At 65.7% G+C, this 21,307-nt stretch carries 24 protein-coding genes and 2 pseudogenes; 20 read left to right on the top strand and 6 right to left on the bottom strand.

Going from position 1 to position 21,307, the window contains the following annotated elements; all coding sequences use genetic code 11:
- The 5 genes and pseudogenes from ACLP4W_RS00410 to ACLP4W_RS00390 form a co-directional block, all read right to left on the bottom strand.
- On the bottom strand, positions 1 to 437 hold a 437-nt coding region (locus ACLP4W_RS00410; RefSeq protein ID WP_442383016.1), incomplete at its 3' end, for a Kae1-like domain-containing protein.
- Positions 412 to 828, bottom strand: a pseudogene (locus ACLP4W_RS00405) (histidine kinase); the annotation flags it as partial. The pseudogene ACLP4W_RS00405 and the gene ACLP4W_RS00410, both read right to left, overlap by 26 nt.
- Positions 829 to 830: 2 nt before the next feature.
- Positions 831 to 1,439: a response regulator gene (locus ACLP4W_RS00400; protein WP_442383014.1), complete on the bottom strand. Its 609-nt coding sequence runs from the start codon at positions 1,437 to 1,439 to the stop codon at positions 831 to 833.
- A gap of 42 nt (positions 1,440 to 1,481) precedes the next feature.
- Positions 1,482 to 2,282, bottom strand: a complete 801-nt coding sequence (locus ACLP4W_RS00395) for a universal stress protein (protein WP_442383012.1) — start codon at positions 2,280 to 2,282, stop codon at positions 1,482 to 1,484.
- A gap of 191 nt (positions 2,283 to 2,473) precedes the next feature.
- A complete protein-coding gene (locus tag ACLP4W_RS00390) occupies positions 2,474 to 2,839 on the bottom strand; it encodes a hypothetical protein (protein WP_442383011.1) in 366 nt (121 codons plus the stop codon).
- Here ACLP4W_RS00390 and hisN point away from each other — a divergent pair.
- The 3 genes from hisN to ACLP4W_RS00375 all read left to right on the top strand — a co-directional run bounded on the left by hisN (position 2,838) and on the right by ACLP4W_RS00375 (position 6,356).
- Entirely contained in the window at positions 2,838 to 3,626 is a 789-nt protein-coding gene (hisN, locus tag ACLP4W_RS00385; protein WP_442383009.1) for a histidinol-phosphatase, read from the top strand. The two genes, ACLP4W_RS00390 and hisN, sit on opposite strands and share 2 nt — an antisense overlap.
- An 81-nt stretch (positions 3,627 to 3,707) precedes the next feature.
- Complete coding sequence (locus ACLP4W_RS00380) at positions 3,708 to 5,117, top strand: acyl-CoA dehydrogenase family protein (RefSeq protein ID WP_442383007.1); 1,410 nt, start codon at positions 3,708 to 3,710, stop codon at positions 5,115 to 5,117.
- A gap of 33 nt (positions 5,118 to 5,150) precedes the next feature.
- Positions 5,151 to 6,356 carry an acyl-CoA dehydrogenase family protein gene (locus tag ACLP4W_RS00375; RefSeq protein WP_442383005.1) on the top strand — a complete coding sequence of 402 codons (1,206 nt, stop codon included), beginning with the start codon at positions 5,151 to 5,153 and terminating at the stop codon, positions 6,354 to 6,356.
- On the opposite strand, the gene ACLP4W_RS00370 is transcribed toward ACLP4W_RS00375, so the two are convergent.
- On the bottom strand, positions 6,349 to 7,206 hold the full coding sequence (locus ACLP4W_RS00370) for an oxidoreductase (protein WP_442383003.1): 858 nt from the start codon (positions 7,204 to 7,206) through the stop codon (positions 6,349 to 6,351). The genes ACLP4W_RS00375 and ACLP4W_RS00370 overlap by 8 nt on opposite strands.
- 133 nt (positions 7,207 to 7,339) lie before the next feature.
- On the opposite strand from ACLP4W_RS00370, the gene ACLP4W_RS00365 reads away from it, so the two are divergent.
- The 17 genes and pseudogenes from ACLP4W_RS00365 to ACLP4W_RS00285 all read left to right on the top strand — a co-directional run.
- Positions 7,340 to 8,311, top strand: coding sequence for an NADPH:quinone oxidoreductase family protein (locus ACLP4W_RS00365; protein WP_442383001.1), 972 nt, complete (start codon positions 7,340 to 7,342; stop codon positions 8,309 to 8,311).
- Between the two features lie 92 nt (positions 8,312 to 8,403).
- Positions 8,404 to 9,507: a homogentisate 1,2-dioxygenase gene (locus ACLP4W_RS00360; RefSeq protein WP_442382999.1), complete on the top strand. Its 1,104-nt coding sequence runs from the start codon at positions 8,404 to 8,406 to the stop codon at positions 9,505 to 9,507.
- Positions 9,508 to 9,529: 22 nt separating this feature from the next.
- Positions 9,530 to 10,705: an alpha/beta fold hydrolase gene (locus tag ACLP4W_RS00355; protein ID WP_442383019.1), complete on the top strand. Its 1,176-nt coding sequence runs from the start codon at positions 9,530 to 9,532 to the stop codon at positions 10,703 to 10,705.
- On the top strand, positions 10,702 to 11,958 hold the full coding sequence (locus ACLP4W_RS00350; RefSeq protein ID WP_442382997.1) for a CaiB/BaiF CoA transferase family protein: 1,257 nt from the start codon (positions 10,702 to 10,704) through the stop codon (positions 11,956 to 11,958). Before ACLP4W_RS00355 ends, ACLP4W_RS00350 begins: the two co-directional genes overlap by 4 nt.
- A gap of 49 nt (positions 11,959 to 12,007) precedes the next feature.
- Positions 12,008 to 12,904, top strand: coding sequence for a hydroxymethylglutaryl-CoA lyase (locus ACLP4W_RS00345; RefSeq protein WP_442382995.1), 897 nt, complete (start codon positions 12,008 to 12,010; stop codon positions 12,902 to 12,904).
- A complete protein-coding gene (locus ACLP4W_RS00340; RefSeq protein ID WP_442382993.1) occupies positions 12,904 to 13,536 on the top strand; it encodes a TetR/AcrR family transcriptional regulator in 633 nt (210 codons plus the stop codon). Before ACLP4W_RS00345 ends, ACLP4W_RS00340 begins: the two co-directional genes overlap by 1 nt.
- A 10-nt stretch (positions 13,537 to 13,546) precedes the next feature.
- Entirely contained in the window at positions 13,547 to 14,785 is a 1,239-nt protein-coding gene (locus tag ACLP4W_RS00335; RefSeq protein WP_442382991.1) for an acyl-CoA dehydrogenase family protein, read from the top strand.
- On the top strand, positions 14,782 to 15,789 hold the full coding sequence (locus ACLP4W_RS00330) for a phosphotransferase family protein (protein ID WP_442382989.1): 1,008 nt from the start codon (positions 14,782 to 14,784) through the stop codon (positions 15,787 to 15,789). The genes ACLP4W_RS00335 and ACLP4W_RS00330 overlap by 4 nt, the downstream gene beginning before the upstream one ends.
- On the top strand, positions 15,786 to 16,124 hold the full coding sequence (locus ACLP4W_RS00325) for a DUF6285 domain-containing protein (protein WP_442382987.1): 339 nt from the start codon (positions 15,786 to 15,788) through the stop codon (positions 16,122 to 16,124). Before ACLP4W_RS00330 ends, ACLP4W_RS00325 begins: the two co-directional genes overlap by 4 nt.
- A 24-nt stretch (positions 16,125 to 16,148) precedes the next feature.
- On the top strand, positions 16,149 to 16,571 hold the full coding sequence (locus ACLP4W_RS00320; protein WP_442382985.1) for a nuclear transport factor 2 family protein: 423 nt from the start codon (positions 16,149 to 16,151) through the stop codon (positions 16,569 to 16,571).
- Between the two features lie 47 nt (positions 16,572 to 16,618).
- Entirely contained in the window at positions 16,619 to 17,152 is a 534-nt protein-coding gene (locus ACLP4W_RS00315) for a YceI family protein (protein WP_442382983.1), read from the top strand.
- A gap of 30 nt (positions 17,153 to 17,182) precedes the next feature.
- Positions 17,183 to 17,584: an Rv3143 family two-component system response regulator gene (locus tag ACLP4W_RS00310; RefSeq protein WP_442382981.1), complete on the top strand. Its 402-nt coding sequence runs from the start codon at positions 17,183 to 17,185 to the stop codon at positions 17,582 to 17,584.
- A 286-nt stretch (positions 17,585 to 17,870) separates the two neighbouring features.
- Positions 17,871 to 18,248 (top strand): NADH-quinone oxidoreductase subunit A, encoded by a 378-nt coding sequence (locus ACLP4W_RS00305; RefSeq protein WP_442383017.1) that lies wholly within the window; start codon positions 17,871 to 17,873, stop codon positions 18,246 to 18,248.
- 8 nt (positions 18,249 to 18,256) lie between these two features.
- Entirely contained in the window at positions 18,257 to 18,811 is a 555-nt protein-coding gene (locus ACLP4W_RS00300; protein ID WP_442382979.1) for a NuoB/complex I 20 kDa subunit family protein, read from the top strand.
- Positions 18,808 to 19,515: an NADH-quinone oxidoreductase subunit C gene (locus tag ACLP4W_RS00295; RefSeq protein WP_442382977.1), complete on the top strand. Its 708-nt coding sequence runs from the start codon at positions 18,808 to 18,810 to the stop codon at positions 19,513 to 19,515. The genes ACLP4W_RS00300 and ACLP4W_RS00295 overlap by 4 nt, the downstream gene beginning before the upstream one ends.
- Positions 19,516 to 19,554: 39 nt before the next feature.
- The gene (nuoD, locus tag ACLP4W_RS00290) at positions 19,555 to 20,853 is read left to right on the top strand and encodes an NADH dehydrogenase (quinone) subunit D (protein WP_442382975.1); all 1,299 of its coding nucleotides are present in this window, start codon (positions 19,555 to 19,557) and stop codon (positions 20,851 to 20,853) included.
- Positions 20,850 to 21,188: pseudogene (locus tag ACLP4W_RS00285) on the top strand (NAD(P)H-dependent oxidoreductase subunit E); the annotation flags it as partial. The gene nuoD and the pseudogene ACLP4W_RS00285, both read left to right, overlap by 4 nt.
- Between the last annotated feature and the right edge of the window lie 119 nt (positions 21,189 to 21,307).

Raw genomic sequence — 21,307 nt, 5'->3', positions numbered from 1 at the left:
GCGGCGCAGCGGCGTGGCTCGCGAGCTGCGCGGTCACCCCCCACAAGCGGGAACGGCCAGAGCGATCCGAACCTGCGGTAATTCGGTCCATCCACCGTCAGGAACTCCCCGCCCCAGATTGTGCCGTCGTCGCCGTAACCCGTGCCATCCCACGCGATCCCCAGGGCCGGGCCATGCTCGCCGTGTTCGGCAAGACAGGCCATGATGTGGGCGTGGTGATGTTGCACAGCAAGACAGGGTAATCCCCGTTCCTCCGCATAGCGCGTCGTGCAGTAGTCGGGATGGGCGTCGTGCACGATCCGCGTGGGTTCAACTCCGAAGAGCCTGGTCAGATCGGCGACGTTAGCGACATAGCGCCCTCGCGCGCTGGGCGTGTCGAGATCGCCGATGTGCTGACCCAGGAAGAGTTCGGGCCGGATGCTGCGAAATATCTTCAAGGCGTAGGGGTTTTGGGTCCTTGATCAACAGTCCAACGATGCCGCGACCTTCGGGCAGGTGACCGATGCGCCGAACCGTTTCCTCGTCAATGCCTTGGTGGACGAATTGCAACAGACGGTTGTCGCGATCATGCACTTCCAGGGCACCGTAGCGGGCCTCGACGAGATTGGTCGCCGACCGGACGATCGACCGCAGGGTGGCGTCCAGCTCCAAGCCGGTCGTAACCACCAACATCGCCTCGACCAGCCCGTCGAGGCGGTCACGGCCCTCGACGATCTGCTCAATACGGTCCTGCACCTCGACCAGGAGTTCGCCAAGACGCAATTGTGACAGTGTCTGGCGCAGCGGACGAACGTCGGCCGCGTCCCCAATCGAGGCCCGCTCAGTCATGGTCAGCCGATCCGCTGCGTTTGACGGGCCACACCCAACTTGACCAGCAAACGCGTCACGTAGCTCTTCACGGTTTCTTCGGTGACGAGCATCCGGTCCGCGACCTGCTTGTTGGTCAGGCCCTCGCCGAGCAAGTCCAACAACGTTCGGTCGCGTTCGTTGAGCCCTGACGACCCGTCGCCGTTCTCGATGACCTGCCGCAGTTTCGCCATCAGCGCGGCCACGGCCCGCTTATCGAGCAGCGACCGCCCGGCGCCGACACCCTTGATGGCGCAAGCCAATTCCATACCCTTAATGTCTTTGACGACATATCCGCTGCCACCGGCCAGGATCGCATCCAGCATCGCTTCGTCGCGGGTGTACGACGTCAGGATCATGCAACGCAGATCCGGCACGCACGACAGGAGATCACGGCACAGTTCGATGCCGTTGCCATCGGGCAACCAGTCGTCGAGCACCACGACATCCGGGCCGGCCGCAGGGATTCTTACCATCGCTTCGGCGACCGATCCCGCCTCACCGACGAAGTCGAGTTCGGGGTCCGCACCGAGCAACTCGATCACGCCGCGCCGCACCACCTCGTGATCGTCGACCAAAAAGACCTTTACCAATGCGGCTCTCCCAAACTCGAACAAGTCCCAATCAGCAAGTCGCTACAAGTTGCCGGAACGGGTGGTCAGAACGGAGCGTCCCGACTTGTGCGCGCCGCACAAGTCGTAACAAGCTCGCGCGTCGGTCACGAACAACTGATCCGGCTCCTCGTGGGCGGCCAGATACTGGTCGACACTTCCACGAACGATTGCCGACTCGACCTTTACATCGGGGTACAAGCGCGTCCAGCGGGCAATCCGTCGGTTCAATTGCGCTTGGGCCAAACGTTTCCCGTCAACGTCGTCCGGCCCTGCGGCCGGCGATACCGAAATCGCGCGTAGTGGCGCCTGCCGCAGCCTCGCCTCCTCGAAGGCTTGCCTTAGCTCCGCATTGTCGTCGGCTTGCACCACGACGCGCGAGACCCGGGCGGTTGCCCGCCGGCCCACCGGCCTGCGGATCACCGCCACCGGGCAGAGGGCCGACGCCGCCAAGGCCGCCGAAAGAGAACCAACGCCGCCTCGGCTGGCATGATTGAGTCCGATGGAGCCGACGCAAACGATCGCCGCCGACCTCGACTCTTCCATCAGCTTGGTAAGTGGTGTCCCCCTGAGGATTTCGGCCTCGACCTTCACCGGTGTCCCGGTGTCCTCGATCGTCCGATGGGCGTCGGACAGCGCGGAACGGGCGGCGGCCAGTCGGTCTTCGTCAGTCCCGGTCCCGGGAAAACGCGACGGCTCGATCACGTATACCAGCCGCAGCGGTACGTCTCGGCTCGCCGCCTCGTCGACCGCCCAGCGGGCCGCGTTGATGGCCGCTTTCGATCCGTCGACACCGACGACGACCGTCGGAGCAGAATCGGGCATCGCGGTCTCCTGCGCTGGTCGGAAACGATTCGCCAGCCCGTACGTTAGGGACGAGCACACCCGCGAACCCAGGGCATTGGGTCCACAAATGGGTGCCATAGGTCCCTATTGGCCGGTACCTACTGTTGCCACCGCGGCAGGACGCAACTTGCGTGTCCGACTTACGGTGATGCCGCGCCCGCCGGCGGCCGCTAGCCGGTGGGTGGCCCGGGCGGTGCCGGCGGTGCGAACTTCCAGTTGTCCGGATTCTTTGGCGAATACACCACCGGGAACAGTTGGCCCATGGTCGGCCATTGGTCGACGTCGACCGCCATCCGCTGATACACGGTGTGCTCGCTGACGGTGGGTCCGTTGAGGATGCCGGCGATGGTGACGTATTGCTGACCGCTGGCGTCCGGCCGTGGGCTGACCCCGGTCACCAACAGTGTGCCGTTCACGAGTTCACCGCGCGGACCGCGCGGGATGAACCGCTGCGCGAGGACTACCCCCAAAACCGCCACCAGCAGGAGCAGAACGCCGAATTGCCACAACACACCGCCATGGTAGGACTGCTGCATGAGTCAGGACGATCTGACACTCGCGCTGACGCTGGCCGACCGCGCCGACGCGCTTACTTCCGCCCGCTTCGGCGCGCTCGATTTGCGCATCGACACCAAACCGGATCTGACACCGGTGACCGACGCCGATCGGGCGGTCGAAACCGAGCTGCGCGAGGTGCTCGGGCGCGAACGGATCCAGGACAGCATCGTCGGCGAGGAGTTCGGTGGAACCACCACATTCAGCGGGCGGCAATGGATCATCGACCCGATCGATGGCACCAAGAACTTCGTGCGCGGGGTGCCGGTGTGGGCCAGTTTGATCGCGTTGCTCGAAGACGGCGTCCCGTCGATTGGTGTCGTGAGTGCGCCCGCGCTGCGGCGTCGGTGGTGGGCAGCGCGCGGCCGGGGCGCGTTCGCCGCGGTCGGTGGCGGACCGCCGCGCCCGGTGTCGGTTTCCTCGGTGGCGCAACTCGGTTCGGCCAGCCTCTCGTTCTCCAGCCTGTCGGGATGGGCGCAGCGCGGCCTGCGCGACCGCTTCATCGAGCTGACGGATGCGGTGTGGCGAGTGCGCGCCTACGGCGACTTCCTGTCGTATTGCCTGGTTGCCGAGGGGGCGGTCGATATTGCCGCCGAACCGGAGGTGTCGGTGTGGGATCTGGCGGCGCTGGACATCTTGGTGCGTGAGGCGGGCGGGAGGTTCACCGGCCTGGACGGTGCGGCGGGACCGCACCGCGGCAGCGCCGTCGCGAGCAACGGTCTGCTGCACGAACACGTGCTTTCCAGCCTGCGGGCCGAGTCCGTGTGAATTAGTTAACACGGCCCTATCTACCTTACTCCGGAGTAAGATACCGTTATCCGCATCGCCCCAACGACCGAGGCTGCTGACATGACCGACACTGTTTCCGGTTCAAAACAGACTTCAAAGCCCTCCCGCTCACGCCTTCGACGGCGCGGCCGCAAGACCGGTGTCGGGCTGCAGCCGCACAAGCGGACCGGGATCGATATCGCCCTGGCGCTGCTCACCCCGATCGTCGGCCAGGAGTTCCTGGACAAATACCATCTGCGCGACCCGCTGAACCGGGGCCTGCGCTATGGCACCAAGACGGTGTTCTCCACGGCCGGCGCCGCTTCCCGGCAGTTCAAGCGGGTCCAGAACCTCCGCGGTGGACCGACCCGGCTCAAGTCCAGCGGCAAGGACTTCTTCGACCTGACACCCGACGACGAACTGAAGATGATCGTCGAGACCCTCGATGAATTCGCCGAGGAGGTGCTGCGGCCAGCGGCTCACGACGCCGACGAGGCGGCGACCTACCCGCCCGAGCTGATCGCCAAGGCCGCGGAGTTGGGCATCACCGCGATCAACATCCCGGAGGATTTCGACGGCATCGCCGCACACCGCTCCAGCGTGACCAACGTGCTGGTGGCCGAGGCGCTCGCCTATGGCGACATGGGTCTGGCGTTGCCGATTCTGGCCCCGGGGGGTGTGGCCTCGGCACTGACCCACTGGGGCAGCGCCGACCAGCAGGCCACTTACCTTCAGGAGTTTGCCGGCGAGAACGTTCCGCAGGCCTGCGTGGCCATCGCCGAACCGCACCCGCTGTTTGACCCCACCCGGCTCAAGACCACCGCCGTGCGCACACCGAGCGGATACCGGCTCGACGGCGTCAAGTCATTGGTCCCCGCCGCGGCCGACGCCGAACTGTTCGTCGTCGCCGCCCAGCTGAATGGCAAGCCGGCCCTGTTCATCGTCGAGTCGTCCGCCAAAGGCCTTACCGTCAATGCGGATCCGAGCATGGGAATCCGCGCGGCTGCCTTGGGCCGGGTCGACCTCTCGGGGGTGTCAGTCCCGCTGAATGCCCGGCTGGGTGAGGCAGATGCGAGCGATAGCGACTATTCCGAAGCGATCGCGCTGTCCCGGCTGGGCTGGGCGGCGTTGGCGGTCGGCACCTCGCATGCGGTACTCGACTACGTCGTCCCGTACGTGAAAGAACGCGAAGCGTTCGGCGAGCCGATCGCCCGTCGTCAGGCCGTAGCGTTTATGTGCGCCAACATCGCCATCGAACTAGACGGGCTGCGGCTGATCACCTGGCGCGGCGCGGCCCGTGCCGAACAGGGCCTGCCCTTCACCCGCGAAGCGGCACTGGCCAAACGGCTGGGCACCGACAAAGGCATGCAGATCGGCCTGGACGGCGTGCAACTGCTCGGTGGCCACGGCTACACCAAAGAACACCCCGTCGAACGCTGGTACCGCGACCTGCGGGCCATCGGTGTCGCCGAGGGCGTCGTAGTTATCTGAGTCGTTGTCTTAACACGAGCCGAAAGTTCAATCATGGCAATCAATCTGGAGCTACCTCGCAAGCTGCAAGCGGTGATCGTCAAGACCCATCAGGGCGCCGCGGAGATGATGCGCCCCATCGCGCGCAAGTATGACTTGAAAGAACACGCCTACCCGGTCGAACTCGACACCCTGATCAATCTGTTCGAGGGAGCCGCCGAATCGTTCGCCTTCGCCGGAGCCGACGCGCTGCGCGACGAGGAAGAAGGCAGAGATCAAAACTACAACGGCGCCAACATGGCAGCGCTGCTGCAGACGATGGAGGCCAGCTGGGGAGACCTCGCGATGATGCTGTCGGTCCCCTATCAGGGGCTGGGCAACGCGGCCATCTCCGCGGTCGCCACCGACGAACAGCTCGAACGCCTGGGCAAGGTGTGGGCGGCCATGGCGATCACCGAACCGGGATTCGGATCGGACTCGGCGGCGGTGTCGACCACGGCCACCCTGGACGGCGACGAGTACGTGATCAACGGCGAGAAGATCTTCATCACCGCCGGTTCGCGCGCCACCCACGTCGTGGTGTGGGCCACGCTGGACAAGTCACAGGGCCGCGCGGCAATCAAGTCGTTCATCGTGCCGCGCGACCATCCCGGCGTCACGGTCGAACGGCTCGAACACAAGCTCGGCATCAAGGGTTCCGATACCGCGGCAATCCGCTTCGACAACGCCCGCATTCCCAGAGACAACCTGCTGGGCAACCCGGAAATCGAGGTCGGCAAGGGCTTCTCCGGGGTAATGGAGACCTTCGACAACACCCGGCCGATCGTGGCCGCCATGGCCATCGGGGTCGGCCGCGCCGCCCTGGAGGAAATCCGCAAGATCCTCACCGAGGCCGGGGTCGAGATCTCCTACGACAAACCGTCGCACGCCCAGAGCGCGGCGGCGGCCGAGTTCCTGCGGATGGAGGCTGACTGGGAGGCCAGCTACCTGCTGTCGCTGCGTGCGGCTTGGCAGGCTGACAACAAGATCCCCAACTCCAAAGAGGCGTCGATGAGCAAGGCCAAGGCCGGCCGGATGGCCAGCGACGTCACCCTCAAGACCATCGAATTAGCAGGAACCACAGGCTATTCCGAGCAATCACTGCTGGAGAAGTGGGGACGCGACTCCAAGATCCTCGACATCTTCGAGGGGACCCAGCAGATCCAGCAGCTGGTGGTCGCGCGCCGCCTACTGGGTCTCTCGTCGGCCGAGCTCAAGTAGCGACCGCGTTCAGCTGCTCGCGGGTGTCCTCGTCCAGCTCGATAGAGGCGGCTTCCAAGTTCTCCTCTAAGTGCCGCACCGACGAGGTACCCGGGATCAGTAGTACGTTGGGCGCCACGTTCAGCGTCCACGCCAACGCGACCTGCGCCGGAGTGCGACCGAGTCGCGCGGCTGCCTCCCGCACCAGTTCGTGTCCGAGCACCTGATCCGGCGGCGCAAACGGCGATCTCAGGCTAAAGAACGGGACAAACGCGATACCGCGCGCCGTGCACTCCCGCAGCACCGGATCAGACGACCGGTCGACGAGGCTGAAGGCGTTTTGCACGCAGGCGATCTCGGTGCGCTCCAATGCATGCAACAAGTGGTCACGGGTGATGTTGCTCAGCCCAATTCCGCCGATCAATCCCTCGTCACGGGCAGCGATCATGACCGAAAGCCGGTCGTCGAAGCGTTGGTCCGGGCGGTCACCGTCGATGAGCCGCAAGTTCACCACCGCCAGTTGGTTGACGCCAAGTGTTCGAAGGTTGGCTTCGATATCCGAGCGGAACTCGGTGGGCTCGAGGAGAGGCAGCCAGCCGCCGGCATCGTCGCGTCGGGCTCCGACCTTGCTGACCAACGCCAGGTTGGGCGGATAAGGGTAGAGGGCCTCGCGGATGAGCTCATTGGAGACATTGGGGCCGTAGAACTGCGCGGTGTCGATGTGGTCGACGCCAAGCTCCACGGCCCTCCGCAACACGGCGAGCGCCTCGTCACGGTCCCGCGGCGGCCCGAAGGCCCCGGGGCCGGGGAGCTGGATGGCACCGAAGCCGATGCGGTTGACCGAAAAGTAACTAAGTGGAAAGGAATCCATCAGTTGAGGCTAACTTCGGGCTAAGGACACGTTTCAAGCGCTTGTCGGTCGCCGGCGGATTCTGAGCCAAGGACCGCCAGTAGGCTATGCAAGCGCCGGCCGGAGGATCTTCGGCCCTGATGACGGAGGCAGCATGCGCGCGGTACAGGTGACTCGGCTTGACGGTCCGGACGGCATCGAGGTATCCGACGTCGAGGAACCCATCGGCGACGGCGTGGTCGTCGATGTGCACGCGGCCGGCGCGGCGTTCCCCGACGCATTGCTCACCCGGGGCCTGTATCAGTACCGCCCGTCGCCACCGTTCGTGCTCGGGGCGGAGATCGCCGGGGTCGTCCGGTCCGCCCCGGCCGACGCACCCGTCCGCGCCGGCGACCGAGTCGTGGGCCTGACCATGCTCACCGGCGGCATGGCGGAGGTTGCGCTGTTGTCACCCGACCGAGTGTTCAAGCTGCCCGACAACGTGAGCTTCGAGGCGGGCGCCGGCCTGCTGTTCAACGACCTGACCGTTTACTTCGCGCTGAGCGTGCGTGGCCGGCTGCAGCAGGGTGAGACGGTGCTGGTGCACGGGGCGGCCGGCGGAATCGGAACCTCGACGCTGCGGCTGGCACCTGCGCTCGGGGCGTCGCGCACCATCGCGGTGGTCAGCACCGAGGAGAAGGCCGAACTTGCCACGGCGGCCGGCGCCACCGATGTGGTATTGGCCGAGGGGTTCAAGGACGCGGTAAAGGAGTTGACCGGCGGCCGCGGCGTCGACATCGTCGTCGACCCCGTCGGCGGCGACCGGTTCACCGATTCACTGCGTTCGCTTGCGCCCGGCGGACGGCTGTTGGTGGTCGGCTTCACCGGCGGCGATATTCCCACCGTGAAGGTAAACCGTTTGCTGCTCAACAACATTGATGTGATCGGTGTTGGCTGGGGCGCCTGGACGCTATCGCACCCCAACGCGCTGGCCGAGCAGTGGGCGCAGCTCGAACGGCTGCTCACCTCGGGCCAACTGACTCCCCCCGAGCCAGCGGTCTACCCGCTGGAAGCGGCCGCCGACGCGGTCGCATCTCTGGAGAATCGCACCGCCAAAGGGAAAGTCGTGCTCCGCGTCCGTAATTGACGGACGCGCCACCCGCAGCCACTCTTGTGCGGGAGCAAAAGAAAAAGTAATGTCACTTTCAGTTTTATACCGCCGGAGCTCGGGAGCCAGCCATGGAATCCTTTGTCCACTTGCGAAAAGGGAAGACGCCACGCCGGCTCCATGCCGACCTGGACGGGCTCAAGGACGACGAGCTGGGCCGGGGCGGATTCACCGGCAGGACCGCTAACATCTACCGCCGCCACGACCCCACCGCCTACCGGTCGGTCGGCCCGCTGCGGCCCGTCGACGTACTAGCCGGCGAACTCAAGCCCAGCGACGCCACCGACCCCAACGGCGGTCCGCTGCTGATGTTCAGCAACGCCGACTGCCGAATTCTGTTGAGCCGTCGTCACGAGCCGATGCCCTTCTACACCCGCCACGTCGACGGGGACCTGTTGTGCTTCGTGCACCAGGGCGCCGGCCTACTGGAGACCGAGTTCGGGCCGCTGCGCTACCGCGAGGGCGACTGGGTCTACATCCCGAAGGCATGCACCTGGCGGCATGTGCCCGACCCCTCAACAAACGAGGCGACCACGCTGCTAATGGTCGAGGCCACCGACGAGTTCCGTGTCCCTCCCCCCGGCGCCTTGGGCCGGCATTTCCCGTTCGACCCGTCGCAGGCCACCCTCCCCGAGCCGGAGCCGATAGAAGATGATGGCCGGGAGGAATACGAAGTTCGGCTCATGCACGAAGGTGGCCCGACGACGCTTTTCTACCAACACAATCCGATCGATGTCGAAGGATGGCGCGGCGACAACTTCGCGTTCACCTTCAACATCGCCGACTACAACGTCATCACCTCCGACAGCGTCCACCTGCCGCCGACGGTTCATCTGTTCATGCAGGCCACCGGCGTCTACGTGATGAACTTCCTGCCCAAACCCGCCGAAGGTGTCCCGGGCACCGAGCGCACGCCCTGGTACCACCGCAACGTCGACTACGACGAGATCGCCTTCTTCCACGGCGGTTCGCTTTACGGCATCCCGATGCCGCCGGGCCTGATTACCCATGCGCCCCAAGGGGTTCACCATGGCGCGCCGGAGAAGGCGCGCGAACGGGCACGCCGCAAGTTCGACGAGCATTCCCGCGTGGACTGGCAGGTCATCGCCGTCGACACCCGCCGCCGCCTAACACCGTCCGCCGAAGTACTCGCACACGACCTGGGACAACACTGATGAAGAGCAAGCGGTGAACGCTATCAAATTTGAATACGACCGAATCCCGTATCTCGTTGCCTTCCAAAACAATTCCGGCGTCCGTGATGTCTATGGTGGGCTTGCCGAGATCACCGTGCTGGAAAGTTACCTGCTCAAGCCGAAAGACAAGCCATCCGACACCGTGCTGGTGTTCATGCACCCGATCGGCGGCGGCGCGTACCTGCCGATGATCAACGGACTGGCCCGGGCCGGCCACCACGTCATCTACTGCAACAGCCGGTTCCGCGGGACGGACTCGGCGCTGCTGATGGAAAAGGTCGTCGAGGATCTCGGCGAGTGCATCAAGGACGCCAAGAACAGGCTGGGCTATCGCAAGGTGGTGCTGGCCGGGTGGAGCGGCGGCGGCTCGCTGTCGGTGTTCTACCAGCAGCAGGCCCAGCACGCGACCATCACGTCGAGCCCGTCCGGCGACGGCCCCGACTTGACCGCACTGGACCTGCCGGCCGCCGACGGCATCATGCTGCTCGCCGCGCACATCAGCCGGCACGGCACGCTGACCGAATGGCTGGACGCGTCCATCCTCGACGAATCCGATCCGACCAAGCGCGATCCCGAGCTGGATCTGTACAACCCCGACAACCCCAACCAGCCGCCCTACACCCAAGAATTCCTGGCGCGGTACCGGCAGGCCCAGATCAACCGCAACCGCCGCATCACGGCGTGGGTCAAGACGAAGCTGGCCGAACTGTCCGCTCAGGGCCGCCCGGATGACGAGTTCTGCTTCGTCGTGCACGGCACCATGGCCGACCCGCGATGGCTGGATCCTGGGGTTGATCCCAACGAACGCACCCCGGGAACCTGCTACCTGGGCGATCCTCAAGTGGTGAACATGAGCCCGGTCGCGTTGGCCCGCTTCAGCACGCTGCGCGGCTGGCTGTCGCAATGGAGTTACGACGACGCCCGCGGCGACGGCGTGACCTGCGGGCACGATCTCGCGATCCCAGCGCTGGTGATCGGTAACCTGGCCGACGACGCCTGCACGCCCAGCCACACCAGACGGCTCTTCGAAGCGATCGGACACCCCGACAAGGAAATTCACGAAATCCCTGGTGCCACACACTATTACGCCGGCGCCGACCAGCGGGATAAGCTGCGCCACGCCGTCGACATCGTCACCGACTGGCTGGTCCGCCACGACTTCGCGAGCGCCGAATGACACCCGCCGGCGACGATGCAGAGCGAAGCGATGAGGAGGAGCGGCGCATTTCATCTGCCGGAGCGCTGGACGGCATCCGGGTGCTCGAGCTCGGCACCTTGATCGCCGGACCCTTCGCCGGCCGGCTGCTCGGCGACATGGGCGCCGACGTCATCAAGGTCGAACCCCCGGGCGCCCCGGATCCGTTGCGAACCTGGGGCCAGGCCGAGCTCAACGGACACCACGCCTTCTGGACGGTGCACGCGCGCAACAAGAGGGCCGTCACGCTCGACCTGCGCCGGCCACGCGGCCGTGAGCTGTTCCTCGATCTCGTCGAGAAGTCCGACATCGTGGTGGAGAACTTCCGTCCGGGCACCCTGGAGAAATGGAATCTGGGCTACGACGTTCTCAGCGAGCGCAACCCGGGCATCATCCTGGTTCGGGTCTCGGGCTACGGGCAGACCGGGCCCGATGCGCACAAGGCCGGCTACGCCTCGGTGGCCGAGGCCGCCAGCGGATTGCGGCACCTCAACGGTTTCCCCGGCGGGCCGCCGCCCCGGCTGGCGCTCTCGCTCGGCGACAGCCTGGCCGGCATGTTCGGTGCCCAGGGCGCGTTGGCGGCGCTGTACCGCCGCAGCGTCACCGGTCACGGCCAGGTGGTCGATGTCGCGCTGACCGAATCATGTTTGGCTGTACAGGAATCCACGATTCCCGATTATGACCTCGGCGGCGTGGTGCGCGGACCGTCGGGCACCCGGCTGGAGGGCATCGCGCCGTCGAACATCTATCGCAGCGCCGACGGCTCTTGGGTGGTTATCGCCGCCAATCAGGACACCGTGTTCGCCCGCCTGTGCAAGGCCATGGGGCGCCCGGAGCTGGCCACCGACGACCGGTTCGCCACGCATGTCGCCCGCGGCCGCAACCAAGACGAACTCGACAAGATCATCGGCGCGTGGGCCGCCGAGCGCCAACCCGGTGAAATCATCGAAACACTCAGCGCCGCAGGCGTCATCGCGGGCCCGATCAACACGGTCGCGGAGGTGGTCAAAGACCCGCAGCTGCGCGCCCGCGGCATGCTGGTCGAGCACTACGACGAACGCGTCGAGCGGAACGTCCTCGGGCCCGGCATCGTGCCGGTGCTCTCGGAGTCCCCCGGCGTTGTCCGTAACGCCGGCCCGGCACGTCCGGGACAACACAACAACGACGTCTACATCGGGTTGCTGGGCAAGACCGCCGCGGAGCTCGAAGAATTGCGGGCCGAGGAGGTGCTATGACGCGCACCGGCGACGATGCAGAGCGAAGCGATGAGGAGGAGTGGTGCCAATGACGCGGCATGTCGATATCCGCGAGGTGTCGCTGCGCGACGGCCTGCAGATCGAAGCGCCAATCCCGTTGGCCGCCAAGCTCGAACTGCTGGCGGCGGTGGCCGCCACCGGGGTACGCGAAGTGGAGGCCACCGCCTTCGTGTCCCCGTCGAAGGTCCCGTCGATGGCCGATGCCGCCGAACTGGCCGCGCAGCTGCACAACTACCCCGACATCGAGTTCTCCGCTCTGGTGGCCAGCCCCAACGGTGCCAAGCGCGCCGTCGCCGCGGGGCTGCGATCGATCGAGTACGTGGTGGCCGCCAGCGACACATTCAGCAAGGGCAACGTCGGGCGCACCAGCGCAGAGGCCACCGATCAGATCGCCGACATCGTCGCCATCGCACACGACGGCGGCGTCACCGTCGAGGTCATCGTCGCCACCGCGTGGGACTGTCCGTTCGAGGGGCCTACCCCGCCGCAGCGGGTACTCGAGATCGGTGCGGCCGCCCGCGATCGGGGCGTCGACCGGTTCTGCGTCGCCGACACCATCGGTACCACCACGCCGGCACGGGTGAGTTCGCTGATCGCACAACTGCACCCGGTGATCGGCGACCTGCCGTTGGGCGGACATTTCCACAACACCCGCGGCGCCGGGCTGGCCAGCGCCTACGCGGCGGTCGGCTCCGGGGTCACCCGGCTGGACGCCTCGGTCGGCGGGCTGGGCGGCTGCCCGTTCGCACCGGGTGCCACCGGCAATATCGCGACCGAGGATCTGGTCTACCTGTTGCGGGACAGCGATATCGACGTCGACGTCGACCTGCAGGCCGCCATCGCCGCGGCTGAGGTCGCGAAATCGGCAGTCGGCCATGATCTGCCGAGCGCCCTGTTGCGCGCCGGCGACCGGATTCGGCCCTGATGCCGGCGGAAGCCCTAACCGCCAAAGGCCGCCAGACCAGGCAGGCCATCGAGCAGGCCGCCCGCAAACTGTTCGCAGAACGGGGCTTTCACGGCACCACGCTGGCCGACATCACGTCGGCCGCGGGAAAGTCGCCCGCGGTGTTCTACCGGTATTTCGCCGACAAGGAAGACCTGCTCGCCGCCCTGGCGGAGTCGTTTCTGCACGACGTCGTGACACCGTCCGGGTTGAGCCTTCAGCTGCCGGACTCCCCGGACGACGACGCGTTCTTCACCTCGGTGGTCACCGGGTATTGGAACATCTTCAAGCAGAACATCGGCATCATGATCGCCGTCGCCCAACTCGCCGCCACCCAGCGACGTTTTGCGGCCGTCCAGAACGAATTTCGACGTTTCGGCATGGACATCGTGGCCGCCTCCGTCCGCCGCGCACAAGAGCAGGGTTACGGCACAGAGCTCAACCCGGAACACACCGCGGCGGCCATCGCGCTGTTGTTCGAAAACTTCACCACCGTATTCGTTGGCGCTTCGGGCATCGGGGGCCTGGGACTGAAATTGAGCGACGAGGACGCCATCGCCACCTTGTCGACGGTGTGGAAGAAGACCTTGTACGGCGGCGTAAAGGGATCTTAAGGAGATAATTGTGGATTTCACTCTCCCAGAACATCTTCCAGGACTGCTCGCCGAGATGGATGAGTTCATCGAGGCCGAGATCAAGCCGCTGGAACGCGACCACATGCAGTACTTCGACCAGCGCCGGGAGCATGCCCGCACCGATTGGGACAACGACGGCATCCCGACCCGGGAGTGGGAGGAGCTGCTCGCCGAGATGCGCAGGCGCGCCGACAAGGCCGGCTGGCTGCGCTACGGGCTACCGGCGTCGCTCGGCGGGCGTGACGGCACCAACGTCGACATGGCCGTGATCCGGGAGCATCTGGCGCACAAGGGCCTAGGCTTGCATAACGACCTGCAGAACGAGTCGTCGATCGTCGGGAATTTTCCGCAGGTGATCATGATGGAACGCTTCGGTACCGACGAGCAACGGCGACTTTGGTCGGAGGCGCTGATCACCGGGGAACGATCGATGGCGTTCGGCCTCACCGAGCCGCTGCACGGCTCGGACGCGACCTGGCTGGAAACGCGCGCCGAACGCGACGGCGACGGCTGGGTGATCAACGGCTCCAAGCGGTTCAACACCGGGGTGCACCGCGCAACACACGACCTGATCTTCGCACGCACCTCCGGTGAGCCCGGGGCGGCTCGGGGCATCACCGCGTTCCTGGTCCCGACCGATACCCCTGGATTCAGCGTCCCCTACTACTGGTGGACGTTCAACATGCCTACCGACCACGGCGAAGTCGAGCTGACCGACGTGCGGGTGCTCGCCGATGCGGTGCTCGGTGAGGTCGACCGCGGTCTCGAGGTCGCGCAGACATTCTTGCACGAGAACCGAATTCGGCAAGCGGCGAGCAGCCTGGGCGCGGCGCAATACTGCATCGACCGCGCCGCGGACTACGCCGGCAAGCGTACGGTGTTCGGCAAGCCGCTGTCGGTCAACCAGGCCGTGCAATGGCCGCTGGCCGAGCTGCAGACCGAAGCCCAGATGGTGCGGCTGCTGGTGCAGTACGCGGCCTGGCATTTGGACCGTGACCACCACATGGAGGTCTCCGACAAAGTGTCGATGGCCAATTACCGAGCCAACCGGCTGGTCTGCGACGCCGCCGACCGGGCCATGCAGATCTTCGGCGGCCTCGGTTACAGCCGGCACGAGCCGTTCGAGCACATCTACCGCCATCACCGCCGCTACCGAATCACCGAGGGCGCCGAGGAGATCCAGATTCGCCGGGTGGCGCAGCGGCTGTTCAAGTTCGGCAAGCAGTGACGGTCAACAAAGAATCCGCGCAGCTGGCCACCAAGCTGGCCGCGGTGCTGGCACCGGCGCTCGGCGCCGACAGCGTCGGCATCGAGAACCTGCGCGCCCTCACCGGTGGCGCCAGCCGCACCACCTGGGCGTTCGACGCGGTCACGGGCGAGCAGCGTCGTTCACTGATCTTGCGCACCGGGCCACCGGACGACCTGCACGCCGGCATGGAGCTCGAGGCCCGCGCCCAGGCCGCCGCCGCGGCGGCCGGTGCACCCGTCCCCCACACCTTGGTCGCCGACGATTCGCCTGCCGCACTGGGCAATCCGTTCCTTATCTGTGACGCGATCAAGGGCGAGACCATCGTTCGGCGCATCCAGCGTCAGCTCGACGGCGCCGGCCGCGCGAGGTTGCTACGGCAGTGCGCGCAGGCACTGGCCGCCATCCACCGTGCCGACCCGCGCGATCCGGGCCTGACCCACGAGGACCAGCTCGTCCAGTGGCGTGAACGGCTCGATGCCATGGGCGATACCACCGCCACCTTCGAATGGGCGTTTCGCTGGCTCGAGACCAACCGGCCTCGGAAATCCCAGCAGTCCGAGCCTTCGGCTGCCGTCCTGGTGCACGGCGACTACCGAATGGGAAACCTCATCGTCGACGGATCCGATCTTGCCGCCGTTCTCGACTGGGAGCTGGTGCACATCGGTGAGGCATACGAAGACCTCGCCTGGTTTTGCGTCCGGGCCTGGCGGTTCGGCGCCCCGGCCGGCTTAGCGGCCGGGGGGCTCGGCAGCGTCGACAGCTTTGTGCGGGCCTACGAGGAAACCAGCGCGACTACCGTCGATCGAGTGGCGTTTCACTGGTGGCTGGTGCTGGCCACGCTGCGTTGGGGTGTCATCTGCCGCCACCAGGCGGAGCGGCACCTGAGCGGTCAATTCCGCTCGGTGGAGTTGGCGGCGATCGGCCGCCGAGTCTGCGAGACCGAGTGGGATTTGCTCGACCTACTCGACGGGGCCCGACCGTGATCGGCGGCTACGGTCGCCCGATCGCGGCCGAACTGGTGGCCGCGGTGGCCGAGTTCCTCGAAGGCGATGTCCGGGACGCGACCACCGGTCAGGTCAACTTCCATGCCAGGGTCGCCGCCAACGCCTTGCGCATCGTCGAACGCGAACTACTCGACGAAGATGAGGCTGACTGCGGCGCGGCGCTGGCCGGCTTGGGTTTCGCCGATGAGGAAGGGCTGGCCAGCGCCATCAGGGCCGGCGAGCTGGACGAGCGCGCCGAAGACGTCATCGACTGCTTGCGCACACTGGTACGACATCGGTTGACGGTTGCCCACCCCGGATACGACAGCGAATAGCTCATCAGAATAGGAGTGAGTCCAATGCCCGCTGCCACTGCGGAAGCCATTGTCGACGTGGCCGACCGGCTGTTTTCGGCGATCGAGAAGAGCGACGTGGCGGCGGTTGATCGACTGTGGAGCAACAACATAGCGGTGTGGCGCGTCGGCTCGCGCCGCGACCCCTCCAGGTCAGATGACAAGACCCGCGCGTTGCGGGTCATCGACTGGTTCATCACTGCGACCACCGAGCGCCACTATGAGATCCTCGACCGCCAGCTCTTCGGCGGCCTGTCTGACGGATCAGTCGCCGGCTTCGTTCAGCAGCACGTCCTGCACGCCACCGGCCATGCCGGCCAATTGATCTCCATCCGGGTCTGCATCGTGATCAAGGTGGGCGCAGACGGCCTTATCGACCGGATCGACGAGTACTTCGACCCGGCCGAGATCGCGCCGTTGATCGACTAGCTCGGGCCGCGAAGCGGCGAGAACGTACCGACGGGGGTGAAGTGACGATGACGACTTTGGAAACACTTCTGAATGATCCCGACATGTCCGGCGTATGGAACCTGGTTCCGGATCGCTCGGCCATCACATTCAAGACCAGGAACATGTGGGGCCTGGTGAACGTCAAAGGCCGCTTCACGGACTTCAGCGGCGACGGCCGGCTGACCGCCAAAGGCGCGGTCTTCGGCCGCATCGACATTCGTGCCGCATCCCTGCACACGGCTATCGGCCGTCGCGATAAGCACCTGCGCTCGGCCGACTTCTTCGATGTCGAGCGCTTCACCGAGATAAGCGTTGTCGTCACGGCGGTGCACCCGGCCGAGGGCACGGCCGCTGATCTTCGGGCCAGCTGCACCATCAAGGGCATCACCGCGCCGCTGCCTCTGCACGTCACGGTCGCCGAGCTCGACGACGGCTCGATCCAGATCTCCGGCGAAACCAAGGTCGATCGATCCCAATTCGACCTGGGTTGGAATAAGTTCGGCATGATCGGCGCGACGGCTACGGCCGCGAAAGCCGTCTTTGTGCGGGCGACCCAGTAAAGCCGGTGCGGCACCAGTACCATCTGCACCGTGTCCGACTCCACCAGCGCCCTGCGGATCCTTGTCTACAGCGACAACCCCAAAACCCGCGAAACCGTGATGCGGGCCCTGGGCAAGCACTTGCACCCGGATCTCCCGGAGTTGAGCTACGTCGAGGTGGCGACCGGCCCCATGGTGATACGCACGATGGATGAGGGTGGCATCGACCTGGCCATCCTCGACGGGGAAGCCACTCCGACCGGCGGCATGGGAGTCGCCAAACAGCTAAAAGACGAACTTGCGACCTGCCCACCGATCCTGGTGCTGACGGGCCGCCGGGATGATGCGTGGCTGGCCACCTGGTCGCGCGCCGAAGCCGCGGTGCCGCATCCCCTCGATCCCATCGTCCTGGGCCGCACGGTGCTCGGCCTGCTCCGCACTCCCGCTCGTTAGGCTCGGCCGACCGGCGATTCGCGGCGATTGGGCCCCTCACCTGCGCTGACACAGAAACGCCGGCCGCCGCGCCGTCGACCCGCGCGCGCTTCGGGCACGTTGTGGAGGCGCGCCCGGATGCGGCGACGTTAAGACCGCGCGAATAGCACCACCCCGGACATGTGCGCCAGCCGTGACGACGCTATGTTGAAGGTCACTGAGACGAGCTACGGAGTTGGTTCGTCACAGCAGCCCGGTCACCGCCTGGCCGCCACACGGCGGCCCATACGACGGAGCATGGAGCGAGTTGAACGTCTACATACCCATCCTGGTGCTGGCGGCGATTGCTGCCGCCTTCGCCGTGGGCTCGGTCGCCATCGCGAGCCTGGTCGGCCCATCGCGTTACAACAAGTCGAAGTTGGCGGCCTACGAGTGTGGAATCGAGCCCACCGAGACGCCCGTGAGCGGTCCGCACGCGACGGCCGGGCAGCGGTTCCCGGTGAAGTATTACCTGACCGCAATGTTGTTTATCGTCTTCGACATCGAAATCGTGTTCTTGTATCCCTGGGCGGTCAGCTACGACGCGCTGGGAACGTTTGCTCTGGTCGAAATGGTGGTGTTCGTGCTCACGGTCTTCGTGGCCTACGCCTACGTGTGGCGCCGCGGCGGCCTGACGTGGGATTGAGGTAAGACGTGGGCCTGGAAGAACAGCTGCCCGGTGGGATTCTGCTGTCGACTGTCGAGAAGGTGGCGGGCTACGTCCGCAAGAACTCGCTGTGGCCGGCGACCTTCGGGTTGGCCTGCTGTGCGATCGAGATGATGGCAACCGCCGGGCCGAGGTTCGACATCGCACGGTTCGGCATGGAGCGGTTCTCGGCGACACCGCGGCAGGCCGATCTGATGATCGTCGCCGGCCGGGTCAGCCAGAAGATGGCCCCGGTGCTGCGCCAGATCTACGACCAGATGGGCGAGCCGAAGTGGGTGCTGGCCATGGGCGTGTGCGCGTCGTCGGGCGGGATGTTCAACAACTACGCGATCGTGCAGGGCGTGGACCACGTCGTCCCGGTGGACATCTACCTCCCCGGCTGCCCGCCCCGCCCGGAGATGCTCTTGCACGCAATCCTCAAGCTGCACGAGAAGATTCAGGAAATGCCGCTGGGCGTCAACCGCGAACACGCCATCGCCGAGGCCGAGCAGGCGGCGCTGGCGGCACGGCCCACGATCGAGATGCGCGGACTGCTGCGATGAGCTCACCCGACCAGGACCCGCAGGAAGCGATCGCCGTTTCTGACGAAGAAGTGATCGACGTTCGTCGCGGCATGTTCGGGATCTCCGGCACCGGTGACACCTCCGGATACGGACGGCTGGTGCGCGAGGTCACGCTGCCGGGCAGCAGTCCCCGGCCCTACGGCAGCTACTTCGACGACATCGCCGACCGGCTGGCCGAGGCGCTGCAGCGCAATGGTGTCGAATTCGACGACGCGGTAGAGAAGGTCGTCGTCGACCGCGACGAACTGACCCTGCACGTCCGACGGGATCTGCTGCCGCAGGTCGCCCAGCGGCTGCGCGACGAACCGGACCTGCGCTTCGAGTTGTGCCTGGGCGTCAACGGGGTGCATTATCCGCACGAGACCGGCCGGGAGCTGCACGCCGTCTACCCGCTGCAGTCGATCACCCACAACCGCAGGCTGCGGCTGGAAGTGTCTGCGCCGGACAGTGATCCGCACATCCCGTCGCTGTTCAGGGTCTACCCGACCAACGACTGGCACGAGCGGGAGACCTACGACTTCTTCGGGATCATCTTCGACGGGCACCCGTCGCTGACCAGAATCGAGATGCCCGACGACTGGCACGGGCATCCGCAACGCAAGGACTACCCACTCGGCGGCATCCCGGTCGAATACAAGGGCGCGCAGATACCCCCGCCCGACGAGCGGAGGGGCTACAACTGATGTCGAAAAAAGAGGGATGATGTCGAAAAAAGAGGGCCGATGAGCGAGACCGAAACCGTCCTGGTCGTCGGCGGCCAAGACTGGGAGCAGATCGTGGATGCCGCGCGCAACGCGGATCCCGGTGAACGCATCGTCGTCAACATGGGGCCCCAGCACCCGTCCACCCACGGGGTGTTGCGGCTGATCCTCGAGATCGAGGGCGAAACGGTCACCGAGGTCCGGTGCGGAATCGGCTACCTGCACACCGGAATCGAGAAGAACCTCGAATATCGCTACTGGACCCAGGGCGTCACCTTCGTGACCCGAATGGACTACCTGGCGCCGTTTTTCAACGAGACCGCCTACTGCCTGGGTGTGGAAAAGCTGCTCGGCATCACCGATGAGATACCGGAGCGGGTCAACGTCATCCGGGTAATGATGATGGAGCTCAACAGGATCTCGTCGCATCTGGTCGCGTTGGCGACCGGTGGCATGGAACTGGGTGCGATGACTCCGATGTTCGTCGGCTTCCGGGGACGCGAGATCGTCCTCACCCTGTTCGAGTCGATCACCGGGTTGCGAATGAACAGTGCCTACATCCGGCCCGGGGGCGTGGCGCAGGACCTACCGCCGAACGCGAAGAGCGAAATCGCCGAAGCCATCAAGCAGCTGCGCCGGCCGCTGCGCGAAATGGGCGAGCTGCTCAACGAGAACGCAATCTGGAAGGCACGTACCGAGGGCGTCGGCTATCTGGACCTTGCCGGGTGCATGGCACTCGGCATGACCGGCCCGATCCTGCGTTCTACCGGATTGCCCCACGACCTGCGGAAAAGCGAACCCTACTGCGGATACGAGAACTACGAGTTCGACGTGATCACCCACGACGGGTGTGATGCGTACGGGCGCTACATGATTCGCGTCGAAGAGATGTGGGAGTCGATCAAGATCGTGGAGCAGTGTCTGGACAAGCTGGAGCCCGGCCCGACGATGATCGAGGACCGCAAGATCGCCTGGCCCGCCGACCTGAAGGTGGGCCCCGACGGCATGGGCAATTCGCCGGAGCACATCGCCAAGATCATGGGCAGCTCGATGGAGGCGTTGATCCACCACTTCAAGTTGGTGACCGAGGGCATCAGGGTTCCTGCCGGCCAGGTTTACAGCGCGGTCGAATCACCCCGCGGTGAGCTCGGCGTGCACATGGTCAGCGACGGCGGCACCCGCCCCTACCGGGTGCACTACCGGGATCCGTCCTTCACCAACCTGCAGTCGGTTGCCGCGATGTGTGAGGGCGGGATGGTCGCGGACCTGATCGCCGCGGTCGCCAGCATCGACCCGGTCATGGGCGGGGTGGACCGATGACAGGCCCGCAAGGTCAACCGGTGTTCGTCCGGCTCGGACCGCCGCCCGAAGAGCCCAACCAGTTCGTGGTAGAGGGTGCCCCACAGTCGTATTCGCCAGAGGTGCGGGCGCGGCTGGAGGTCGATGCGAAAGAGATCATCGGCCGCTATCCCGACAAGCGCTCGGCACTGTTGCCGTTGCTGCACCTCGTGCAATCCGAGGACTCCTATCTGACGCCCGCGGGTTTGGAGTTCTGCGGTGAGCAACTGGAACTGACCGGGGCCGAGGTGTCGGCGGTGGCGAGCTTCTACACGATGTATCGCCGCGGACCCACCGGCGACTACCTGGTCGGTGTGCACTCGTATTTCGGATGAAGAGCTCGCCTCGGTGCTTCCGCAGCTGAAGGATGCGATGGAGACGCGGGGACGTTCATTCGACGAAGACGAGATGATCGCGGTCGCGCGTGACTTGCTCG

The sequence above is a fragment of the Mycobacterium sp. genome (assembly GCF_052145595.1).
Taxonomy (GTDB): Bacteria; Actinomycetota; Actinomycetes; order Mycobacteriales; family Mycobacteriaceae; genus Mycobacterium.
The sequence above is the reverse complement of the archived record's forward strand: the minus strand, read 5'-3'. Positions and strand labels throughout refer to the sequence as shown.